Here is a 19,580-nt window from a genome sequence, read left to right on the forward strand (position 1 = left end):
ATGGTGTCCCCTGCCCCACCGTTGATTCCCGCCGATGTGCGCAGCCGCCTGCGTGCGTTGCGGCTGGTCCCGCAGCGCGCCAGCGGCAGCCGTGGCATCGGCATGCATGCCAGCCGCAGCCGCGGCGCCGGGCTGGAGTTCGCGCAGTACCGGGCCTACGAACCGGGCGATGAACTGCGCCAGATCGACTGGAAGCTGTACGCCCGCTCGGACCGCTTCTTCGTGCGCGAGTCCGAACGCGAAAGCCCGCTCACCGTATGGCTGGTCCTCGATGCCACCGCCTCGATGCAACAGGCCGACCAGGCCCGCCGCGACTGGACGCGCCTGCACGCCGCCAAGGCCCTGGCCGGCTGCGTGGTCGAACTCGCCCTGCAGCAGGGCGACGCGTTCGGGTTGATCGCCATCAACGGCGACGGCCTGCAGTTGCTGCCGGCCGGTATCGGCCTGCGCCAGCGCGACCGGCTGCACCTGCAACTGCATGGCCTGCACGCACGCGGGCAATGGCCCGGCGCCGAGCAGCTGAAGCCGGTCTGGGAACGCATCGGCGCGCATGATCTGGTGGTGATGATCGGCGACGGCTTCGACGAGGCGGCGATTGAACTGGCCGAACACCTGGCCAAGGCCGGTCGCGACGTGGTGCACCTGCAGTTGCTCACCGTGGAGGAGCGCGACTTCCCATTCCGCGACGGACACCGCTTCCGCGACCCGGAAACCGCGCAGGAACTGCTCAGCGATGGCAGCCGCGTGCGCGCCGACTACCTGGCCCGCTTCGCCGAGGCCCGCCGCACGCTGGATGCGCGCCTGCAGGCCGCTGGCATCCGTCACGACACCGCCTTCCTCGATGCGCCCATCGATGCACCGCTGCAGCGCCTGTTTGGCCGGCGCGGAGGCGCGGCGTGAGCCTGCTGTGGCTGTTCCCGGCCGGCCTGGCGGCATTGGCCGCGCTGCTGTTGCCGCTGCTGATTCATCTGGCCCGGCGCGACCAGCAACAGTTGATCGATTTCGCTGCGCTGCGCTGGTTGTCGGCCAAGCCGCGCCCGCGCCACCGCATCCGCTTCGACGAATGGCCGCTGTTGCTGGTGCGCCTGCTGTTGCTGGCGGCACTGGCATTGTTGCTGGCGCGCCCGGCGCTGGACGGCCTGCGCGACACCGAGCCACGCATCGCCGTGCTGCCCGGCGTGACTCCGGCACAGGCGCGTGCCATCGCCGGGACCACGCCGTCGCAATGGCAGTGGCTGGCACCGGGGTTTCCACGCATCGGGCAGGACGCGCCCATGCCCGATGCGCGGCAACCCGTGGCCAGCCTGCTGCGTGAGCTCGATGCGTCATTGCCGCCGGACGTACCCCTGACCGTGATCGTGCCGTCGGTCAGCCAGGGGTGGGACGCACAGCGCCCACGCCTGTCGCGCACGGTACGTTGGCTGCAGGTCGACGTGCCCCCTGCGGGCACGGCCTCAGCGACGCACAAGCCACCGCGGTTGCAGGTCCGCCACGATGCCGAGGGCGCGTTGCAGCTGCGCTACCTGCGCGCCGTGAACCAGGCCTGGCATGCGGAGGCCGTGCTGGACAGCGCCGGCGACGACCAGGCCTTCACCGAGGGTGACGCGGTGCGCGTCTGGCTGTCTTCCAAGCCTGTGCCCGCCGGGCTGCTGGCCTGGGCCGGGAACGGCGGCACCTTGCTGGTCGACGCGCGCACCCCGGTGCCGCCGCAGGCGCAGCACACCCCGCTATGGCATGACGACGCCGGCAACCTGCTGCTCGAGCAGGTCAACCAGCCACCGCGCTGGTTGCGCTGGAATGCCAACCTGGCCGCGGCATCGATGCCGGCGTTGCTGGATGCGCGCTTCCCCTCGCAATTGCAGGCACGGCTGCAGCCGCCGCCGGCACCTGGCCGTGCCGATGCCACCAGCCTGCGCCCGGACAGCGGTGCCCCTGCATATCCGCAGCCCGCACGTGAGCTCGCGCCGTGGCTGGTGCTCACGGCCGCCCTGCTGTTCCTGCTCGAACGCTGGCTGGCCAGCGCACGGCGTCGCCGGGGGCAGGCATGAAACGGCCTGCGCTGTTGCAACGCGCGCGACGCCGGGTGCAGGCCATCACCCTGCTTGGCGGGCTGCCGATCGCCGCGGCGCTCGCGGTGCTGGGCTGGCGCCTGTACGACATCGATGTGGCGTCGGTGGTCCTCACCCTGGCCCTGCTCGCCGTCGCCGGCGTGGCGATGTGGCGCGCGCGCCGGCGTGATGCACGCTGGCTGATTGCCCGGCTCAACGAGCATCCGCGTTTTGAGGACAGCGCCGACCTGCTGTTCGCCACGCCGGCGACATTGAATCCCCTGCAGCAGCGGCAGCGCCAGCGCATCGGCCAGCGCCTGCAGGCGGACCCGCCCGACCTGCGCCAGCCGTGGCCGGGATTGCGCCTGCTGGCCTGTGTCGCGGTGGCGTTGCTGGTCGCGGCCATCGCCCTGGCATGGCCACGCGGTGGCGAGCGGCCAACCGCCGCCAATGACACCACCGGCAACGCGGCATCCCCGGCCGCGCAGGCACCGGTGCTGCGTGCCGCGCAACTGCGCGTGACCCCACCGGCCTACACCGGCCAGCCCACGACCGGCGGCGAGAAACTCGACGCACGTGCCGTGCAGGGCAGTCGCCTGCACTGGCAGCTGCAGTTCCAACCGCAGCCGCGGCAGGCATGGCTGCAGTTCCACGATGGGCGACGGTTGCCGTTGCAGCGCGACGGCGAGCGCTGGCAGGCCGGGCAGACGCTGCAGCGCGCGGGCCTGTACCGCATCGTCACCGCGCCGGCGCTGGCCACCGCCAGCCGCGCCTACCGCCTGGACGTGGTGCCGGACCACCCGCCGCAGGTCAAGGTGCTGGAGCCGGCACAGACCCTCAACCAGGCCACCGCCGGGCAGCGGCAATGGCCGCTGCGCTTCGAGGCCAGCGACGATTTCGGCGTCACCGCCAGCGCCACGCTGGAGCTCACCACCGCCAAGGGCAGCGGCGAGAACATCGCCTTCCAACACCAGCGTGTAACGGTGAACGGTAGTGGTCCAGCGACCACGCGCCGCTTCGCCTACACCGCCGACCTCGCCGCGCTGGGCGTCGGCCCCGGTGACGAAGTGGTCGCGCGCCTGACCGTGCGCGACAACCGCGACCCGCAACCGCAGCAGGCGCGCAGTGCCAGCCTGATCCTGCGCCTTCCCAGCGAACAGGACATGCAGGCCAGTGCGCTGGAAGGTGCGATCAAGAAGGTGATGCCGGCGTACTTCCGCAGCCAGCGGCAGATCATCATCGACGCCGAGGCCCTGCAGAAGCAGCGCGGCCAGCTGGACGCGGAAACCTTCACCAGGCGCTCCGACGCGATCGGCGTGGACCAGCGCATCCTGCGCCTGCGCTATGGCCAGTTCCTCGGCGAGGAAGCCGAAGGCGGGGCCAAGCCGCCGCCGACCGGCGACCTGCCCACCGGCGACGCCGCCACGGCCGGTGACCCTGCCGAGCACGCCGACACGCATGCCCACGAGGACGGCCATGACCACGGCAGCAGCGGCACCGACGGCACGCCGGTGTTCGGCAGCGCCACCGACGTGTTGTCCGAATACGGGCACACCCACGACCACGCCGAGGCCGCCACGCTGCTGGATCCGCAGACGCGCGCCATCCTCAAGGCCGCGCTCGACCAGATGTGGCAGTCCGAGGGCCACCTGCGCCAGGGGCATCCGGACCTGGCATTGCCCTACGCGTACAAGGCACTGGGCTTCATCAAGCAGGTGCAGCAGGCCGAGCGCATCTACCTGGCGCGCGTGGGCAGCGCGTTGCCGCCGATCGACCTGGCCCGGCGCATGACCGGCAAGCGCGAGGGCCTGGGCAATCGCGCCCTGCAACCGTCCACGCGGCCGCCACCGGAGCGTTTCGTCAGCGATGCGTGGCAGGCATTGGCGCAGGCCGATGGCGCGGTCGACCTGGACGCGCTGTCGCGTTGGCTGGATGCACATCCGCAGGCCGTGCCGGACCCGCTCGACGTGCTCGCCGCCATCGACGATGTCCGCCAGCAACCGGATTGCCAGGCATGCCGCCAGCGCCTGCGCGCGCAGCTGTGGCCGGCCCTGCAGCGCCCGCCCGGCCCGCCCGCGCGCCGCGACGCCGCCGATGCCGGCGGGCGCCGCTACCTGGATGCATTGGCCGCGCCACGGGAGACACGATGACGAGCACCTGGCTGCCATGGGCCATCGTCGCACTGGCGGTACTGCTGGCCAGCATCCGCCTGTGCCAGCGGCCACGCCCGGCGCCGGCACGCCTGTCCGCATTGCTGCTGTTGCAGGCCGTGGCGGCGGTGCTGCTGTGCCTGGCCTTGTCGCCCCCGCCGCGCAGCGTGCGCGCCGACACCCTGGTCATCGCCACCGCCGGGGCGCGGGAGGCCGATGTGCTCGCCATTCCCGCCACTACCCATCTGCGCCTGCCCGAGGCACCGGCGATGTCGCGCGTGGCCGCGGTGCCGGACCTGGCCACCGCCATGCGCCAGCATCCGGGCACGCGCGAGCTGGTGATCGTCGGTGAAGGATTGACCGCGCGCGACCGCGACGCGCCGTTGCCGCCGGCGCTGCGGTTCCTCGCCAACCCCGCGCCGACCGGACTGGTCGAACTGCGCGCACCGCCACTGCTGGCACCGGGAGCCCGCTTCGCGGTGGGCAGCCGCGTGCATGGCCTGCGTGATGTCCGGGTCGAACTGCTCGATCCGGCCGGCCACCGCGTCGCCATCACCACGCCGGGCAGCGATGGCCGCGTGCGCCTGGTGGCCAGCGCGCGCGAGCCCGGTGATGTCAGTTTCGCGCTGCGCCTGCTTGATGCCGACGGCAAGGTACGGGACCAGCTGCCGGTGCCGGTACGGGTGCGCGCGGTGCCGCCGCCGTCGCTGCGGCTGCTGGCCGGAGCTCCGGGGCCCGAGCTGAAGTACCTGCAACGCTGGGCCGCCGACACCGGCGCGTCCCAGCAGACCAGCATCCTGGTCGGCGGTGGCGTGCAGTTGGGCGATGCCCCGGCCGCTCTGGATGCGGCCAGCCTGGCCAAGATCGACCTGCTGGTGCTGGACGAACGCCGGCTGGCCGCGCTGTCCCCGCTGCAACGCAGTGGCGTCAACGCGGCGATGCGGGCCGGCCTCGGCGTGCTGGTGCGCATGGGCGGGCCCCTGGATGCCGGCGCGCGGCGGGCCCTGCGCGAATGGGGGCTCGATACCCGCGGCGGCCAGGAACTGCGTCCGCTGAAGTTCATTGATGGCGCGGCGGGCGATGGCAGCGCGGAGCCGTTCGCGCTGGAGCGTTTCACGCTGGATGTCGTGGGAGACGACGCGGTGCCGCTGCTGCGCGATGCCGAAGGCAACGCGGTCGGCCAGTGGCGTGCACTGGGGCTGGGCCGGGTTGGCGTGTTGCCGGTCAGCGACAGCTACAGCCTGGTGCTGGCCGGCCACGCGCCGCAGCACGCCGCGCTGTGGAACCAGGTGCTGGCAACGCTGGCGCGCCCGCTCCCGACCACGCCGTCGCCCGAGCTTGCCGGCTGGGGCTGGGCCGGCGAGCGCAACGTGCTGTGTGGCCTGCCGACCGACGCACAGGCCATTGCCCCGGACGGCGCGCGCAGCGCCCTGCTGGCCGATCCACAGGCAGGCAACTGCAGCGGCTGGTGGCCGACGCAGGCCGGTTGGCACACCCTTGCCGCCGGTTCGGCGCAGGCGACGATGCTGCTGCTGGAACCGCAGCAGGCCAGGGCACTGCACGCAACGCAACAGCGGGATGCAACGCTGGCGCTGCGTGGCACCGCCGGCACCGCGCAGGCCACCGTCCGCGTTCCCGGCCCACGCTGGCCATGGCTGTTGGCATTCGTGCTGGTCGCCGCATTGCTGTGGTGGCTGGAGCGCCGCAAGCCCGTCGTGGCAGCGGCCTGAGCCGCGAAGCCGATACCGCATCCTGCCGCGACACGTCGCCTGGTTTTCCCGAAGCGGGCATCAGGTGACCGGAAGCCTTCGTGGTTTCGCGGCCAAGGCCGCTCTGCACCGTGCCCGCACCGCGGGTGAGGCGCGTCACATACCGGCACGCTCTTCACCCACGGGCGGCCGCGATCCGGTAGAACCACAGCGGCAGGGGGTTCCAACTGAAGGGGTCCTATCGATGATGCACCGTCATACCGCCGTGCTGCTGTCTGCCGTCATCACCAGTATCGTGGCCGCACCCGCGCTCGCCCAAACCTCGCTCAAGGCAGCGCAGGCCGATTCCAGCCAGGCGCTGGACATGCAGTTGAAGATGGAAGAAGCCGTGCTGGCACCGCAGCGCGCGATGTTCCGCCGCTACTTCCAGCAGGCCTACCGCCGCTATCCGTCCATCCCGTCCGGCACGCTGGAGGCGATGGCCTTCGTGCAGAGCCGCTGGTCCAACCTGCAGCCGCGGCAGGCACAGGACGCCAACCACCTGCGCATGCCCGCCTCCTGGGGCGTGATGGGCCTGTACGCCGGCCAGGGTTTCGAAGACCAGGTCGGTGAAGGCGCACGGTTGCTCGGCGTCAGCAGCGACGCGGTGCGCACCGACGTGGCCACCAACATCCTGGCCGCCGCCGCGCTGCTGGATGCGCAGATCCGCCAGGACATCCCCGATGCCGATGCGCGGACCAACGCCACGCCCGAGGCCATCCGCCCCGCGCTGATGCGCTATGCCGGCTTCGCCCCGGCCGGCGCTCAGGCCGCGCGCAGCGGCGGCAACATCGACACCTACGCGCGCACCAGCTTCGCCTATGACGTGCTGCTGGCGCAGGACCGCGGCGTCAACGACCGCGGCATCGTGGTGCCGGAACGGCCCATCGCCTGGGAGGATGCCTTCGACGCGCCGCAGCTGGTCACCCTGCGGGCCCCGATGGTGCGCCTGGATGTCAGCGGCGACCGCGTGGACACCGGCGCCTACCACATCGACCCGGTCAGCGAGACCCTGCAGGCCAACACCGCGCGCGCCGATGCACGGGCCACGGCCGGCATCGACGCGACCATCCAGAGCACCGACTATGGCCCTGCGATCTGGAGCGCCGCGTCCAGTTCCAACTACGCCGCCTCGCGCGCGGCCGCGATCAGCGCGGTCACCGTGCACACCACCCAGGGCAGCTACGCCGGTACCATCTCGTGGTTCAAGAACGCCAGCGCCCAGGTCAGCGCGCACTACGTGATCCGTTCCTCCGATGGCCAGGTCACGCAGATGGTGCGCGACGCGCACACCGCCTGGCACGTGGGCAGCCAGAACAGCTACACGCTGGGCATCGAGCACGAGGGTTACGTCGACAACAGCTCCTGGTACACCAACGCCATGTACGAGGCCTCGGCGGCGCTGGTACGCAACTTCTGCGCCAAGTACAGCGCGATCAGCTGCGCCAGCGCCTACAGCGGCCCGTCCAGCAGCGGCATCAACGTGCTCGCCACCAGCGTCAAGATCAAGGGCCACCAGCACTACAGCGGGCAGACCCACACCGACCCGGGCATCAACTGGAACTGGTCCAAGTACTACGCGCTGATCAACCCGGGCAGCGGCGGCGGCACCGGCGCGGTCACTTACCTGGACCGCTTCGAGAGCAGCGTGGGGCATTTCGACACCAGTCCCAGCTATTCCGGCAGCACCACCGGCATCAGCACCGCTTCCACCGCCACCCGCGACTGCACCACGCAGAAGAACGGCAGCTGTTCGCTGCGCGTGCTGCTGAAGGACAACACCGCCAGCACCGCTTCGTGGGCGGTGCGCCTGCTGTCCGGCGCAGGCACGCCGGCCAACAACACCGCGCTGGCGCGCAGCAACGGCGTGGTCGGCTTCTGGGTGTGGACCGGTGGCAGCGGCGTGAGCGTGGGCGTGGGCATCGACGACAGCGATGGCACCGAGCGATCGACCAGCAAGGCCATCGCCGCCAATACCTGGACCTACGTGTCATGGCCGCTGACCGATGCGGCGCAATGGAACGCCTGGGTCGACGGCAACGGTGCGATCACCGCCTCCAGCGTCAAGCTCGATGCGATCTGGCTGTACCACGCCAACACCGCGTATGACATCAACGTCTACATCGACGACGTGCAGATCAAGAACTGACCTGCGGCAGCAGGCAGCCATGCATCGCATGGGCATCGCCCGGCCGGTGGCGCCGGGCATGGCCTGGCACCACCGGTTTGTGTTGCAGTGCATCCGTGCCGGGCAGCGCCCGGCACGGTCACTCACTTCCTGGCGCTGAGGATCGGCGTCAGATAGTCGGTGCTGCCTTCGATGCGCTCCAGCACCGGGTAGCGCAGGCCGCCCTGGTAGTCGATGCTCAGGGTGCGGTACACGTCCATCTCCTTGACCAGCAGCCGCACCGGCTGCGGATGGGCCTTGGCCGCACGTACCGCCTCCTCCAGCTCGTCGGCGCTGTACTGCAGGTCGTTGACCGCCAGCACCTGCATGCCGGTGCCCAGGCCGGCGTTGAAGGCCGGGCTGTCCCAGCGCACTTCGCCAACGCGGCCGGCACTGTCCAGCGACATGCCCAGCGAGTAGATGAAGTTGGCGCCCCGGCCCTTCATCATCGCCTTGTAGTAGGCGCTGGGCTTGTCCTGGTAGACCAGCTTCCAGCCGGCGGCGGCGATGCCGTCGGTCAGCCCGCGGCGGCCATCCACGCGCTCGCGCAGGAACTGCGTCCAGTCACCGGTGGGCTGCACCTGCTCCAGCGTCGCGGCGACATCCTCGAAGGTATAGGTATCCGGGCGTTCCCACTGGCCATCGTTCTGGCCGAAGAAGGCCTTGGCGAAATCATCCAGGCTGCGCTTGCCGCCACTGAGCCTGCGGATGCGCACGTCGGTTTCCAGCCACAGCATCTGGCCGCCCTGGTAGTAGTCCTCGCTCATCTGGTAGCCACGGTACGGCTTGGGCTTGCGGCGGGCGATCACCGGGTCGTTGGTGGTGTCGCCCAGCGAGCGCCATTCCAGCCCCGGGCGGTTGTCGGCGTAAGTGGCGGCCACCAGCGCCAGCGCGTCACGCGAGGCCTCCAGCGGGCGGATGCCGGCGCGCGCGGTGAGCACGTTGCCCCAATACTGGGTCTGGCCCTCGTACACCCACAACAGGCTGCCCTGCATCGGCACGTTGTAGTTCAACGTGGTCAGGTCGGCCGGGCGGCGGTACTTGCCGTCCCAGGAATGGGTGTATTCGTGGCCGAGCAGGTCACTGCTGCCGACCTTCGCGTCCCAGCCGCTGAAGTAGTCGCGGTCCTCGCTGTTCTCGCTGGAGCGCTGGTGCTCCAGGCCGATGCCGCCCAGCTGGCTGGTCACCGCGAACAGGAAGTCGTAATGGTCGTAGTGCTCGGCACCGAACAGCTTGCGCGCCTGGGTGACCAGCGCGCGGTGCTGCTCGATGTGCTCGGGCTTGGCCTCCAGGTCCTTGGCGCGGTCGGCGAACACGTTCAGGCGCACCGGGCGGGTGCCGGCCGGGGCCAGGTCGAAGCGGCGGTGGTAGCGGCCGGCGAACACCGGCGAGTCCACCAGGATTTCCAGGTTGGTCGGCGCGTAGTGCACGGTGTCGCCGTCACGGCGCGCCACGGTCAGCGCGCTGGCCGCTTCCCAGCCCTGCGGGTAGCGCGCGTTGGCCTGGTAGGTGATGGCATGGGCGGCATGCCCGGCCGGGTACAGCAGCATCGCGTTCCACTGCAGGTTGAGCATGTTCGGCGTCATCACCGTGCGGCCCTGCGCCGAATCGGTGGGGCTCAGGAACTGGTACTCCATGCGCAGCTCGCCGACGCCTTCGGGCACCTGCACGTTGAAGGTGTAGACGTCGAGCGGGTCGCGCACCCAGTCCAGGCGCTGGCCGTTGCCGGTGATGACCAGGCCGGCCAGCTTCTCGATCTGGCCGGTGGGCGAATGGTTGCCCGGCAACCAGGCCGGGTAGTGGAAGCGCTGCAGGCCAGCCTGCACCGGCATGGTCTGCTTCACCTTGAACACGCGCTGGCCCAGGTCGGTGGCGTCCACGTCGAGCACGATGGTGCCCGGGTAGGCGGCCTCGCTGATCCTGACGCCCCGTGCGTCGGTATCGGGCACGTCCGGTGCCGCATTCGCCAAGCCGATGGCGGCCATCAGGGCCAGCCCCAGCGCCGCAGGACGGAATACATGCATCACCAACCTCTCGTTTGTCTGAGAGCCCCATGATGCGTCGACGCGCACGGCCCTGACACGGGCCGTTAGGCATGGTCGCGGACACCCACGCCGCGGGAGCCGCCTTGGCCGCGATGCATCACCCGACCTCGCTCCTAGGTGCGGACGAAGATCTCCACGCGGCGGTTGAGCTGGCGGCCACCCGGGTTGTCCTTGCCGTTGATCTCGTTGGGCGCGACCGGCTGCGTTTCGCCGTAGCCGTGGGCGCTTGCCCCGGCCGCCGCACCCCGCTGCTGCAGCGCGGCCACCACCGAACGCGCGCGGCGCTCGGACAGGTCCTGGTTGTAATCGTCGCTGCCCTTGGCATCGGTGTGGCCACGGACCTCGAGGGAGCTGGCCTGCACCGTGCCCAGCGCGGTGGCCAGGGTGTCCAGCACCTTGCCGGCATCAGGACGGATGTCGGCCTTGTCGAAGTCGAACAACACCTGGTCGTTGAGCGTGATGACGAAACCACACGGCGCACCGGACGGCTTGAACTTGTCCAGCAACGGGAAGCGGCCGGCCGGCGGCAGCGGCGGCAGCGGCGCCATGCGCACCTCGCGGGCGACCGCGCCCACGGTGCCGGTACCGTCGCCACGGTTCTCGACGATGCCCTCCGGGCCACCGATCCACTTGCCCGAGCCATCGGCATTGATCTCGATGCTGCCCTCCGCGCCGACCCAGCGGCCCGAGCCATCGCCATGGTTCTCGATGTTGCCGAACTCGCCGACCCAGTTGCCGCCCCCCTTGCCGTCCAGCTCGATGTTGCCGTACGCGCCGACGTAGGTGCCCGAGCCATCGGCCTGCACTTCGAAGGTGCCGGCGCTGTTGATGATGCTGCCGCTGCCGTCGGGCGCCACTTCGACCACGTCGTCGCCGGTGACCGCATGGCCACTGCCATCGGCGCCGATCTCGAACACGCCCTGGCCGCTGACGCGCTGCAGGTTGCCCTGCGCATCGACGTTGGTGAAGCCGCTCTCGTTGACCAGCCCGCCGTCGGTGGCGCAGTTGGCCGGACGCACGGTGATGCCGTCGATCGGGTTGATCAGCGCCTGCATCGAGGCCTCCAGCTGCTTCTGCGCCGGGCCGCTGCCGATGATGCTGGGCACCATGATCGGCGGGATCACCGGGAACTCGATGCTGCCGGCGGTCAAGCCTTCCGCTGCCGGGGCGGCGGCGGGGGCCGGGGCGCCTGCGGTGGGCGCGGCGTCACCGGACGCCGGCGCGGCGGGCGGGGTGCGCCCACAGGCGGCAAGCAACAACGACAGACAGGTCAGCGTGGCGATTCCATGGCGCATGCAGGGCGCTCCTTTGCGAGTGATCGACCAAGTTCACCAACGGCATGTGCATTTCCTGTGACTGTCCCCGGTTCAGGATCGATCGCGCCGCCGCCGGCTCAGGATTCGTCCAGCTCGGCGAAGCGCGCGGCGAGGAAATCGATGAACTCGCGCACCGACGGCAACAGCCCGCGCCGCGACGGAAACACCGCGTGCACGATCTCCTTCGGCGGGGCCCAGTCCGGTGCCACGCGCAGCAGGCGGCCCTGCTCCACCGACTCGCGCACGATCATCGAGGGCAGCTGGGCCACGCCGACACCGGCCCAGGCCGCTTCGCGCAGGGCCGTCATCCCGCGCGTGACCAGCCGCGGCGCATGCGCCACCACCGCTTCGGCGCCATCGGGGCCGATCAACCGCCAGGCATGCTCGGCCTGCGGCACGCCCAGCGCCACGCTCGGCAGCAGGTGCAGGTCGGCCGGGCCGTGCGCCATGCCATGCCGCTCGACCAGCGACGGCGCCGCCACCAGGCATTGGGTGCGCTCGGCCAGCACCTTCAGCACCAGCTCGCTGTCCTCCAGCGGTGGCGGACGCACCCGGATGGCCAGGTCGAAGCCTTCGGCGATCACGTCGACGCGGCGGTTGGTGGCCTCCAGGTGCACCTGCACGTCGGGGCACTGCGCCATGAAGTCGGCCACCATCTTCGCCACCCGGAAGTCCAGCAGCATGGTCGGGCAGCTCACCCGCACGATGCCGCGTGGCTGTGAGCGGGTCATCTCGATGGATTCGGCCGCCGCCTCGGCCTCGACCAGCATCGCCCGGCAATGCGCGTGGAAGGTCTGCCCGATCTCGGTCACCGAGAAATGCCGGGTCGAACGCTGGATCAGCCGCACCCCCAGCCGTTCTTCCAGCAAGGCGATGCGCCGGCTCAGCTTGGACTTGGGTTCGCCCAGCGCGCGCCCGGCCGGCGCGAAGCCGCCGTAGTCGACCACCTTGGCGAAGTAGTACAGGTCGTTCAGGTCCTGCATGGCGCGTCCCATCGTTCACCAAATAGGACTATGAGACCACTTTTTGCCGTCTACCGGGGGTATCGTCCCAATCCTAATCTTCGCTTCAACAAAGGCGCACCCGCGCCGCCACTGGAGCAAAGACATGAAGAAGATCAGCGGCCTCTACAGCGCCCCCCGCCCGCACTGGGTCGGCGACGGCTTCCCGGTCCGTTCGTTGTTCTCCTACAACACCCACGGCCGGCAGCTCAGCCCGTTCCTGCTGCTGGACCACGCCGGCCCGGCCGAGTTCAGCCCCACCGACACCCCGCGCGGGGTCGGCCAGCACCCGCACCGCGGGTTCGAGACGGTCACCATCGTCTATGACGGCGAAGTGGCCCATCGCGACTCCACCGGTGCCGGCGGCGAGATCGGCCCGGGCGACGTGCAGTGGATGACGGCCGCCTCCGGCATCCTGCACGAGGAGTTCCACTCCGAGGCCTTCACCCGCCGCGGAGGCAAGCTGGAGATGGTGCAGCTGTGGGTGAACCTGCCGGCCAGCGACAAGATGGCCACGCCGGGCTACCAGAACCTCAGCAATGCCGACATCCCGGTCGTGCCCCTGGCCGATGGCGCCGGCTCCGTCCGCGTGATTGCCGGTGCGTTCGGTGGCCAGCATGGTCCGGCCCGCACCCACACGCCGATGGATGTCTGGGACCTTCGCCTGCAGCGTGACCGGCACGCCACCTTCGCCTTTGCCGAAGGCCACACCGTGGCGATGGTGGTGCTGCACGGCACGGTGCTGTTCAACGGCAGCCAGGTGGCCCGCGAAGGCCAGATGGTGCTGTTCGACCGTACCGCCGGCGAGGTGGCGCTGGAAGCCAACGCCGATGCCACCGTGCTGGTGCTGGCCGGTGAGCCGATCGACGAGCCCATCGCCGGCTACGGCCCGTTCGTGATGAACACGCAGGAAGAAATCCGCCAGGCGATGGAGGACTTCAACTCCGGCCGCTTCGGCCAGATCGCCGCTTGAACCCATGACCGGGCGTAACCGCCCGGTCACTTCCCCGTCGCGCCTGCATTACCGATGCAGCGCGATCGTCCCATCGCTACTCAATGAGAGCCCCGCCATGAATGCCTTCCCGTACGCGGCCAACTTCAACGGTGCCAAGCCGGTAATCGACCCGGACAACGTCGCCATGCTGCTGATCGACCACCAGAGCGGCCTGTTCCAGACCGTGCACGACATGCCGTTCACCACGCTGCGCCGCCTGGCCGCCACGCTGGCCAAGCTGGCGTCGCTGGCCAAGATCCCGGTCATCACCACCGCCTCGGTGCCGCAGGGCCCGAACGGCCCGCTGATCCCGGAGATCCACCAGAACGCACCGCACGCCAAGTACGTGGCGCGCAAGGGCGAGATCAACGCCTGGGACAACCCCGACTTCGTGCAGGCGGTGAAGGACACCGGCAAGCAGCAGCTGATCATCGCCGGCACCATCACCAGCGTGTGCATGGCGTTCCCGTCGATCGCGGCGGTGGCCGAGGGCTACCAGGTGTTCGCGGTGATCGATGCCTCGGGCACCTATTCCAAGCAGGCCCAGGAAATCACCCTGGCGCGGATGATGCAGGCCGGCGTGGTGGTCATCGACGTGGCCGCCGTGGCCTCGGAGCTGCAGAAGACCTGGAACCGCGCCGACGCCGCCGAATGGGCGCAGGCCTACACGCAGATCTTCCCGAACTACCAGCTGCTGATCGAGAGCTACAGCAAGGCGCAGGAAGTGGTGACCAACCACGAACCGCTGGATTCGCAGCGCGATTGATCCGTTTCCCCCCGCACCGCGTGCGCCCTGCGCGCGGTGCATCCCTCCCTGCAAAGGAGCTTTGTGATGACCAGCGAAACCAAGCGTGACCCGAAGACCGACGATCTGCTGACCCCGGAGAACTCCGCCCTGATCGTCATCGACTACCAGCCGGTGCAGGTGAACTCCATCGCCTCGATGGACCGCCAGTTGCTGGTCAACCACATCGTCGGCGTCGCCAAGGCCGCAAAGGTCTATGGACTGCCGATCGTGCACTCCACGGTCAACGTCAAGACCGGCTTGAACAAGCCGCCGATCCCGCAGCTGCGCAAGGTGCTGAAGGACGAGCCCACCTACGACCGCACCACCATCAACTCGTGGGAAGACGTGGAGTTCCGCAAGGCCGTGGAGGCCACCGGCCGCAGGAAGCTGATCATGACCGCGCTGTGGACCGAGGCCTGCCTCACCTTCCCGGCGCTGGACGCGCTGCGCGAGGGCTACGAGGTGTACGTGCCGGTCGATGCGGTGGGCGGCACCTCGCTGGCCGCCCATGACGCCGCCCTGCGCCGCGTCGAGCAGGCCGGCGCCAAGCTGATCAGCGTGCCGCAGCTGTTCTGCGAGCTGCAGCGCGACTGGAACCGCAGCGGCACCGCCAAGCAGTTCATGGAGCTGTTCATTAGCACCGGCGGCACGGCGGGCATCCAGTTCGGCTACGACGCGGCGGAGTGATGCAGGAGTGGATGGGGAGCTCAACCGCATTACCCCTCCCCAGCCCTCCCCTTGGCTTACGCCAAAGGGAGGGAGCTAAAAGCACCACTCTGCAGGCTGATCGAACGGCACGAATCGCCCCCTCCCTTTGGCGTAAGCCAAGGGGAGGGCTGGGGAGGGGTGCTGTTGCTGTTGCCATCCCTACTATCCGAAGGTCCAGTTCCAGCGGCCACGTCACCGCGCTACCGTCGAGCGGGTGTTCCTCACGGTAGCTCCCCATGCACACCACCCAAGACACCGCCTCGGCGCGCTTCGCCATCCGCTGCGCCCAGTTCGCCGAGCGCTGGTTCCCCGACTCCTGGGTGTTCGCCGCCCTCGCCCTGGCTGCCGTGTCACTGGCCGCACTGGCCATCGGCGCCCCGGCCACCGAAACCGCCAAGGCCTTCGGCGATGGCTTCTGGAGCCTGATCCCCTTCACCATGCAGATGGCCTTCGTGGTCATCGGCGGTTACGTGGTGGCCTCCTCCGGCCCGGCCTCGCGGCTGATCGACCGGCTTGCCCGGGTACCGCGCAACGGTCGCACCGCGGTGGCGCTGGTGGCCACCGTGTCGATGCTGGCCTCGCTGTTGAACTGGGGCCTGAGCCTGGTGTTCGCCGGCCTGCTGGTGCGTGCGCTGGCGCGCCGCAGCGAGCTGAAGATGGACTACCGCGCCGCCGGCGCGGCGGGCTATCTCGGCCTGGGTGCGGTATGGGCACTGGGCCTGTCGTCCTCGGCCGCGCAGCTGCAGGCCAACCCGGCCAGCCTGCCGCCGTCGATCCTGTCCATCACCGGCGTCATCCCGTTCACCGAAACCATCTTCCTGTGGCAGTCCGGCGTGCTGCTGGCAGCGCTGGTGCTGGTGTCGCTGGTGATCTCCTACGTCACCGCGCCCAACGCCAACTCCGCGCGTGACGCGGCCGACTGCGGCGTGGACGTGCACCACGACGTCGCCCCGCCCAAGGCCACGCCGACCCGCCCCGGCGAATGGCTGGAACACAGCCCGCTGCTGATCCTGCTGCTGGTGCTGCTGGCCGCTGGCTGGCTGGTGCATGAGTTTTCGACCAAGCCGGCCATCCAGGCCATCTCCGGTCTGAATACCTACAACCTGCTGTTCCTGATGCTGGGCGCGCTGCTGCACTGGCGCCCACGCAACTTCCTGGATGCGGTGGCGCGCGCGGTGCCGTCCACCACCGGCGTGCTGATCCAGTTCCCGTTGTATGGTTCGATCGCCGCGATCATGACCACCGTCAACGGCAGCGATGGCCACAGCGTGGCCCACATCATCTCCACCTTCTTCACCCGGATCGCCAGCCACGACACCTACGCGCTGCTGATGGGCAGCTATTCAGCGGTGCTGGGCTTCTTCATCCCCTCCGGTGGCGGCAAGTGGATCATCGAAGCGCCGTACGTGATGCAGGTGGCCAACGACCTGCAATACCACCTGGGCTGGTCGGTGCAGATCTACAACGCCGCCGAAGCACTGCCCAACCTGATCAACCCGTTCTACATGCTGCCGCTGCTCGGCGTGCTGGGCCTGAAGGCACGCGACCTGATCGGCTTCACCTTCGTGCAGCTGCTGGTGCACATCCCGCTGGTGCTGCTCCTGCTATGGGCGCTGGGCGCGACCCTGGCCTACGTGCCACCGGTGATGCCGTAAGGCGTTGACTCTAGCCCCTCTCCCGCAAGCGGGAGAGGGGTTGGGGAGAGGGCAAGAAGCAAAGCCCACCTGAAATCAACGACACAGTGCCTAGCCCGAACCCTCATCCGCCCTTCGGGCACCTTCTCCCGCAGGGAGAAGGACGGCTACGACGATGCCTGGAAATTCAGTCAGCCCCCTCCGCCAGTAAAAACAGGAACAACTCCTCGTCCTTGCCCGGCAGCGTCACCACGCCGTCCGCCACGAACCCCAGCTTCTCCAGCAGCGCCACCGAACGCGCATTGCCCTTGGACACGATCGCGCACAGCGTCCCGATGCGCAGCGCATCGCGCGCATACGCCACCACCGCGCGCGCGGCTTCCAGCGCGTAGCCGCGCCCGCCGAATTCCCCCAGCAGCGCGTAACCCACGTCGACGTGGGCCAGGCCATCACGACGCACCAACCCGGCGTTGCCCATCCACGCACCGTCCTCGCGCCGCTCGATCACGTACATGCCGAAGCCGTTGGCCACGTAGCTGGCGAACGGGCCATTGCGGATGTAGTCGCGCGCCTGCTCCTGCGTGCGCACGCCGCGGTCGCCGATGTACTGGTGGAAACCCGGCTCGTTGAGCAGGGCCAGCATGCCGGCCGCGTCGGTGTCGTCATCGCGCAGCAGGCGCAGGGTGAGGCGTTCGGTCTGGATCAGGGGTTGGGGCATTGCCGGGTTCCGTGCGGGATGTGCAGGCCGAGCTTACCCCTCCCCGGCGCTCCCCTCCGCCTGCGGCGCAAGGGAGGGAGCAAAGCGGTACACGTTGACCTGACCGACCGTCATGATCCGCCCCCTCCCTTTGCCGAAGGCGGAGGGGGTGAAGAGGAGCGTTTGCATGCCACTGGCGTGCGGTCCGATGAACGCCCGAAGGCTGTGCCTGAGGGCCGGGCGGGCTGGGGAGGGGTCAGTCAAACAACGCCTGGATCGCCGCCAACCCCGCCTTCGCGCGCTCCTGCTTGTGCGCGGCATCGGCCACCGGGTCGGCGCCGTCGCGCTGGATCTCGCTGGCCGGCAGCTCGTCGAAGAAGCGGCTGGGCTTGAGCCGGATGTGCTCGCCGAACTTGCGGGTCAGGCGGCTGAAGCTCATCCACAGCTGTACCTTGGCTCGGGTGATGCCCACGTACAGCAGGCGGCGCTCTTCCTGCAGGTTGCCCTCGTCCAGGCTGACCTGGTGTGGCAGCACGCCGTCCTCGCAGCCGACGATGAACACATACGGGAACTCCAGGCCCTTGGACGCGTGCAGCGTCATCATCCGCACCTGGTTGCCGCCGTCGTCCTTGTCGTTGCGCGAGATCAGCGCCAGCTGCGCGGCCATGTCGGCGGCGCTGGCACCGCGCGGGCCGCTCTCGAACCACGAGGCCAGTTCCTCGACGTTGTTGGCGCGGCGCTCGTAGCTGGTGGTGTCCTTGGCCTGGTGGCGCATTTCCGCCAGCAGGCCGGAGTCCTTGGCCACGCGCCGCACCAGGTCGCCCGAGCTCATCTGGCGCATGTCCATGCGCAGCGCGCGCAGGATGTCGGTGAACTTGCTCAGGCTGTTGGCCGCGCGCGGCGGCAGCTGCGCCAGCGCGCCCATCGCCTCGGCGGCCTGCGCCATCGGCATGCCCTTCTCCGAGGCCAGCTCGGCCAGCTTGGCCAAGGTGCTGGCGCCGACGTCACGCTTGGGCGACTGCACCGCGCGCATGAACGCGGTGTCGTCGTCCGGGTTCACCAGCAGGCGCAGCCAGGACAGCGTGTCCTTCACCTCCTGCCGTTCCAGGAACACCGTGCCGCCGTTGAGGTGGTACGGCACGCCGACCAGCTGCATCGCCTTTTCCAGCGGCCGTGACTGGAAGTTGCCGCGGAACAGGATGCAGAAATCACTCCACGGGATCTTGCGGTTGGTGGCCAGGAAATGGATCTCCGAGGCCACCTTCTCCGCCTCGTGCTCGCTGTTTCGGCACTCCCACACGCGGATGCGCTCGCCGTCGGCCTGGTCGGACCACAGCGTCTTCAGGTGCTCGTGCGGGTTGTGCGCGATCAGCGCATTGGCCGCGCGCAGCACGCGGTTGGAGCAGCGGTAGTTCTGCTCCAGCTTGATGATCTTCAGCGCCGGGTAGTCGCGGCCCATCTGCTGCAGGTTTTCCGGGTTGGCGCCACGCCAGGCGTAGATCGACTGGTCGTCGTCCCCCACGCAGGTGAAGTTGCCGCGCGGCCCGGCCAGTTGCTTGAGCAGCCGGTACTGGGCGTCGTTGGTGTCCTGGCATTCGTCCACCAGCAGGTAGCCGATGCGCTCGCGCCAGGCCAGGGCGATGTCCGGGTTCTCTTCCAGCACCTGCACCGGCAACCGGATCAGGTCATCGAAGTCCACCGCGTTGAACGAGGTCAGCCGCGCCTGGTACAGCTCGTAGACCATGGCCGCGTTCTTCTCGCGGCTGCTGCGCGCCGCCGCCATCGCCTGCTCCGGCGACAGGCCGGCGTTCTTGGCCCGCGAGATCAGGTTCTTGATGTCCTCGATGTCGTCGGGCTTGGCATTGCTGCCGCCCAGCAGGTCCTTGATCTGGCCGCCCGCGTCATCGGCATCGAAGATCGAGAAGTTGCGCTTCAACCCCACCTGTTCATGTTCGATCTGCAGGAACTTCAGCCCCAGCGCGTGGAACGTGCAGATGGTCACCTCGGCGGCATCCTCCGCGCGCAGGCGCTTGGCCACGCGCTCGCGCATTTCCTTGGCCGACTTGTTGGTGAAGGTGATCGCCGCGATGCGCCGGGCCGGGTAGCGGTTGCTGCCGATCAGGTGGGCGATTTTCTCGACGATCACGCGCGTCTTGCCGCTGCCTGCACCGGCCAGCACCAGCAGGGGACCTTCGGCGTGCACCGCCGCCGCGCGTTGGGGGGGATTGAGGGAGTCCAGCATGGGGTCGGATCACTAGCAGGCCGGCAGTGTAATCCATCGCCCG

At 69.4% G+C, this 19,580-nt stretch carries 14 protein-coding genes; 9 read left to right on the top strand and 5 right to left on the bottom strand.

The annotated features are described in order from the left end of the window. From IB227_RS16835 to IB227_RS16855, 5 genes are all read left to right on the top strand, one after another. Entirely contained in the window at nucleotides 1-900 is a 900-nt protein-coding gene (locus tag IB227_RS16835) for a DUF58 domain-containing protein (RefSeq protein WP_192288331.1), read from the top strand. Beyond that, a complete protein-coding gene (locus IB227_RS16840) occupies nucleotides 897-2,048 on the top strand; it encodes a BatA domain-containing protein (RefSeq protein WP_192288332.1) in 1,152 nt (383 codons plus the stop codon). Before IB227_RS16835 ends, IB227_RS16840 begins: the two co-directional genes overlap by 4 nt. Continuing rightward, nucleotides 2,045-4,198 (top strand): hypothetical protein, encoded by a 2,154-nt coding sequence (locus tag IB227_RS16845; RefSeq protein ID WP_192288333.1) that lies wholly within the window; start codon nucleotides 2,045-2,047, stop codon nucleotides 4,196-4,198. The genes IB227_RS16840 and IB227_RS16845 overlap by 4 nt, the downstream gene beginning before the upstream one ends. Beyond that, nucleotides 4,195-5,928: a carboxypeptidase regulatory-like domain-containing protein gene (locus IB227_RS16850; RefSeq protein WP_192288334.1), complete on the top strand. Its 1,734-nt coding sequence runs from the start codon at nucleotides 4,195-4,197 to the stop codon at nucleotides 5,926-5,928. Before IB227_RS16845 ends, IB227_RS16850 begins: the two co-directional genes overlap by 4 nt. A gap of 223 nt (nucleotides 5,929-6,151) precedes the next feature. Then, nucleotides 6,152-8,095 carry a peptidoglycan recognition family protein gene (locus IB227_RS16855; protein WP_225591938.1) on the top strand — a complete coding sequence of 648 codons (1,944 nt, stop codon included), beginning with the start codon at nucleotides 6,152-6,154 and terminating at the stop codon, nucleotides 8,093-8,095. A gap of 122 nt (nucleotides 8,096-8,217) precedes the next feature. Here IB227_RS16855 and IB227_RS16860 read toward each other — a convergent pair whose 3' ends face one another. The 3 genes from IB227_RS16860 to IB227_RS16870 all read right to left on the bottom strand — a co-directional run bounded on the left by IB227_RS16860 (nucleotide 8,218) and on the right by IB227_RS16870 (nucleotide 12,457). Further along, entirely contained in the window at nucleotides 8,218-10,137 is a 1,920-nt protein-coding gene (locus IB227_RS16860) for a peptidase M61 (RefSeq protein ID WP_225591954.1), read from the bottom strand. Between the two features lie 134 nt (nucleotides 10,138-10,271). Further along, nucleotides 10,272-11,453, bottom strand: a complete 1,182-nt coding sequence (locus tag IB227_RS16865; RefSeq protein WP_192288335.1) for an OmpA family protein — start codon at nucleotides 11,451-11,453, stop codon at nucleotides 10,272-10,274. 98 nt (nucleotides 11,454-11,551) lie between these two features. Further along, on the bottom strand, nucleotides 11,552-12,457 hold the full coding sequence (locus IB227_RS16870; RefSeq protein ID WP_192288336.1) for a LysR family transcriptional regulator: 906 nt from the start codon (nucleotides 12,455-12,457) through the stop codon (nucleotides 11,552-11,554). A gap of 124 nt (nucleotides 12,458-12,581) precedes the next feature. Between IB227_RS16870 and IB227_RS16875 the strand changes: the two genes are divergently transcribed. The 4 genes from IB227_RS16875 to IB227_RS16890 all read left to right on the top strand — a co-directional run bounded on the left by IB227_RS16875 (nucleotide 12,582) and on the right by IB227_RS16890 (nucleotide 16,619). Continuing rightward, a complete protein-coding gene (locus IB227_RS16875; RefSeq protein WP_192288337.1) occupies nucleotides 12,582-13,448 on the top strand; it encodes a pirin family protein in 867 nt (288 codons plus the stop codon). 97 nt (nucleotides 13,449-13,545) lie between these two features. After that, nucleotides 13,546-14,235: an isochorismatase family protein gene (locus tag IB227_RS16880; RefSeq protein ID WP_192288338.1), complete on the top strand. Its 690-nt coding sequence runs from the start codon at nucleotides 13,546-13,548 to the stop codon at nucleotides 14,233-14,235. A 66-nt stretch (nucleotides 14,236-14,301) separates the two neighbouring features. Continuing rightward, nucleotides 14,302-14,943: a hydrolase gene (locus IB227_RS16885; protein ID WP_192288339.1), complete on the top strand. Its 642-nt coding sequence runs from the start codon at nucleotides 14,302-14,304 to the stop codon at nucleotides 14,941-14,943. Nucleotides 14,944-15,200: 257 nt separating this feature from the next. After that, nucleotides 15,201-16,619, top strand: coding sequence for a TIGR00366 family protein (locus tag IB227_RS16890; protein ID WP_192288340.1), 1,419 nt, complete (start codon nucleotides 15,201-15,203; stop codon nucleotides 16,617-16,619). 166 nt (nucleotides 16,620-16,785) lie between these two features. Here the strand turns inward: IB227_RS16890 and IB227_RS16895 are convergent, their stop codons facing one another. Together IB227_RS16895 and IB227_RS16900 are read right to left on the bottom strand one after the other, a co-directional pair. Beyond that, a complete protein-coding gene (locus IB227_RS16895; protein ID WP_132862314.1) occupies nucleotides 16,786-17,316 on the bottom strand; it encodes a GNAT family N-acetyltransferase in 531 nt (176 codons plus the stop codon). 235 nt (nucleotides 17,317-17,551) lie between these two features. Continuing rightward, nucleotides 17,552-19,534, bottom strand: coding sequence for a UvrD-helicase domain-containing protein (locus IB227_RS16900; RefSeq protein ID WP_192288380.1), 1,983 nt, complete (start codon nucleotides 19,532-19,534; stop codon nucleotides 17,552-17,554). Nucleotides 19,535-19,580 lie beyond the last annotated feature (46 nt).

It is taken from the genome of Stenotrophomonas sp. STM01 (assembly GCF_014852135.1).
GTDB classification, from domain to species: domain Bacteria; phylum Pseudomonadota; class Gammaproteobacteria; order Xanthomonadales; family Xanthomonadaceae; genus Stenotrophomonas; species Stenotrophomonas capsici.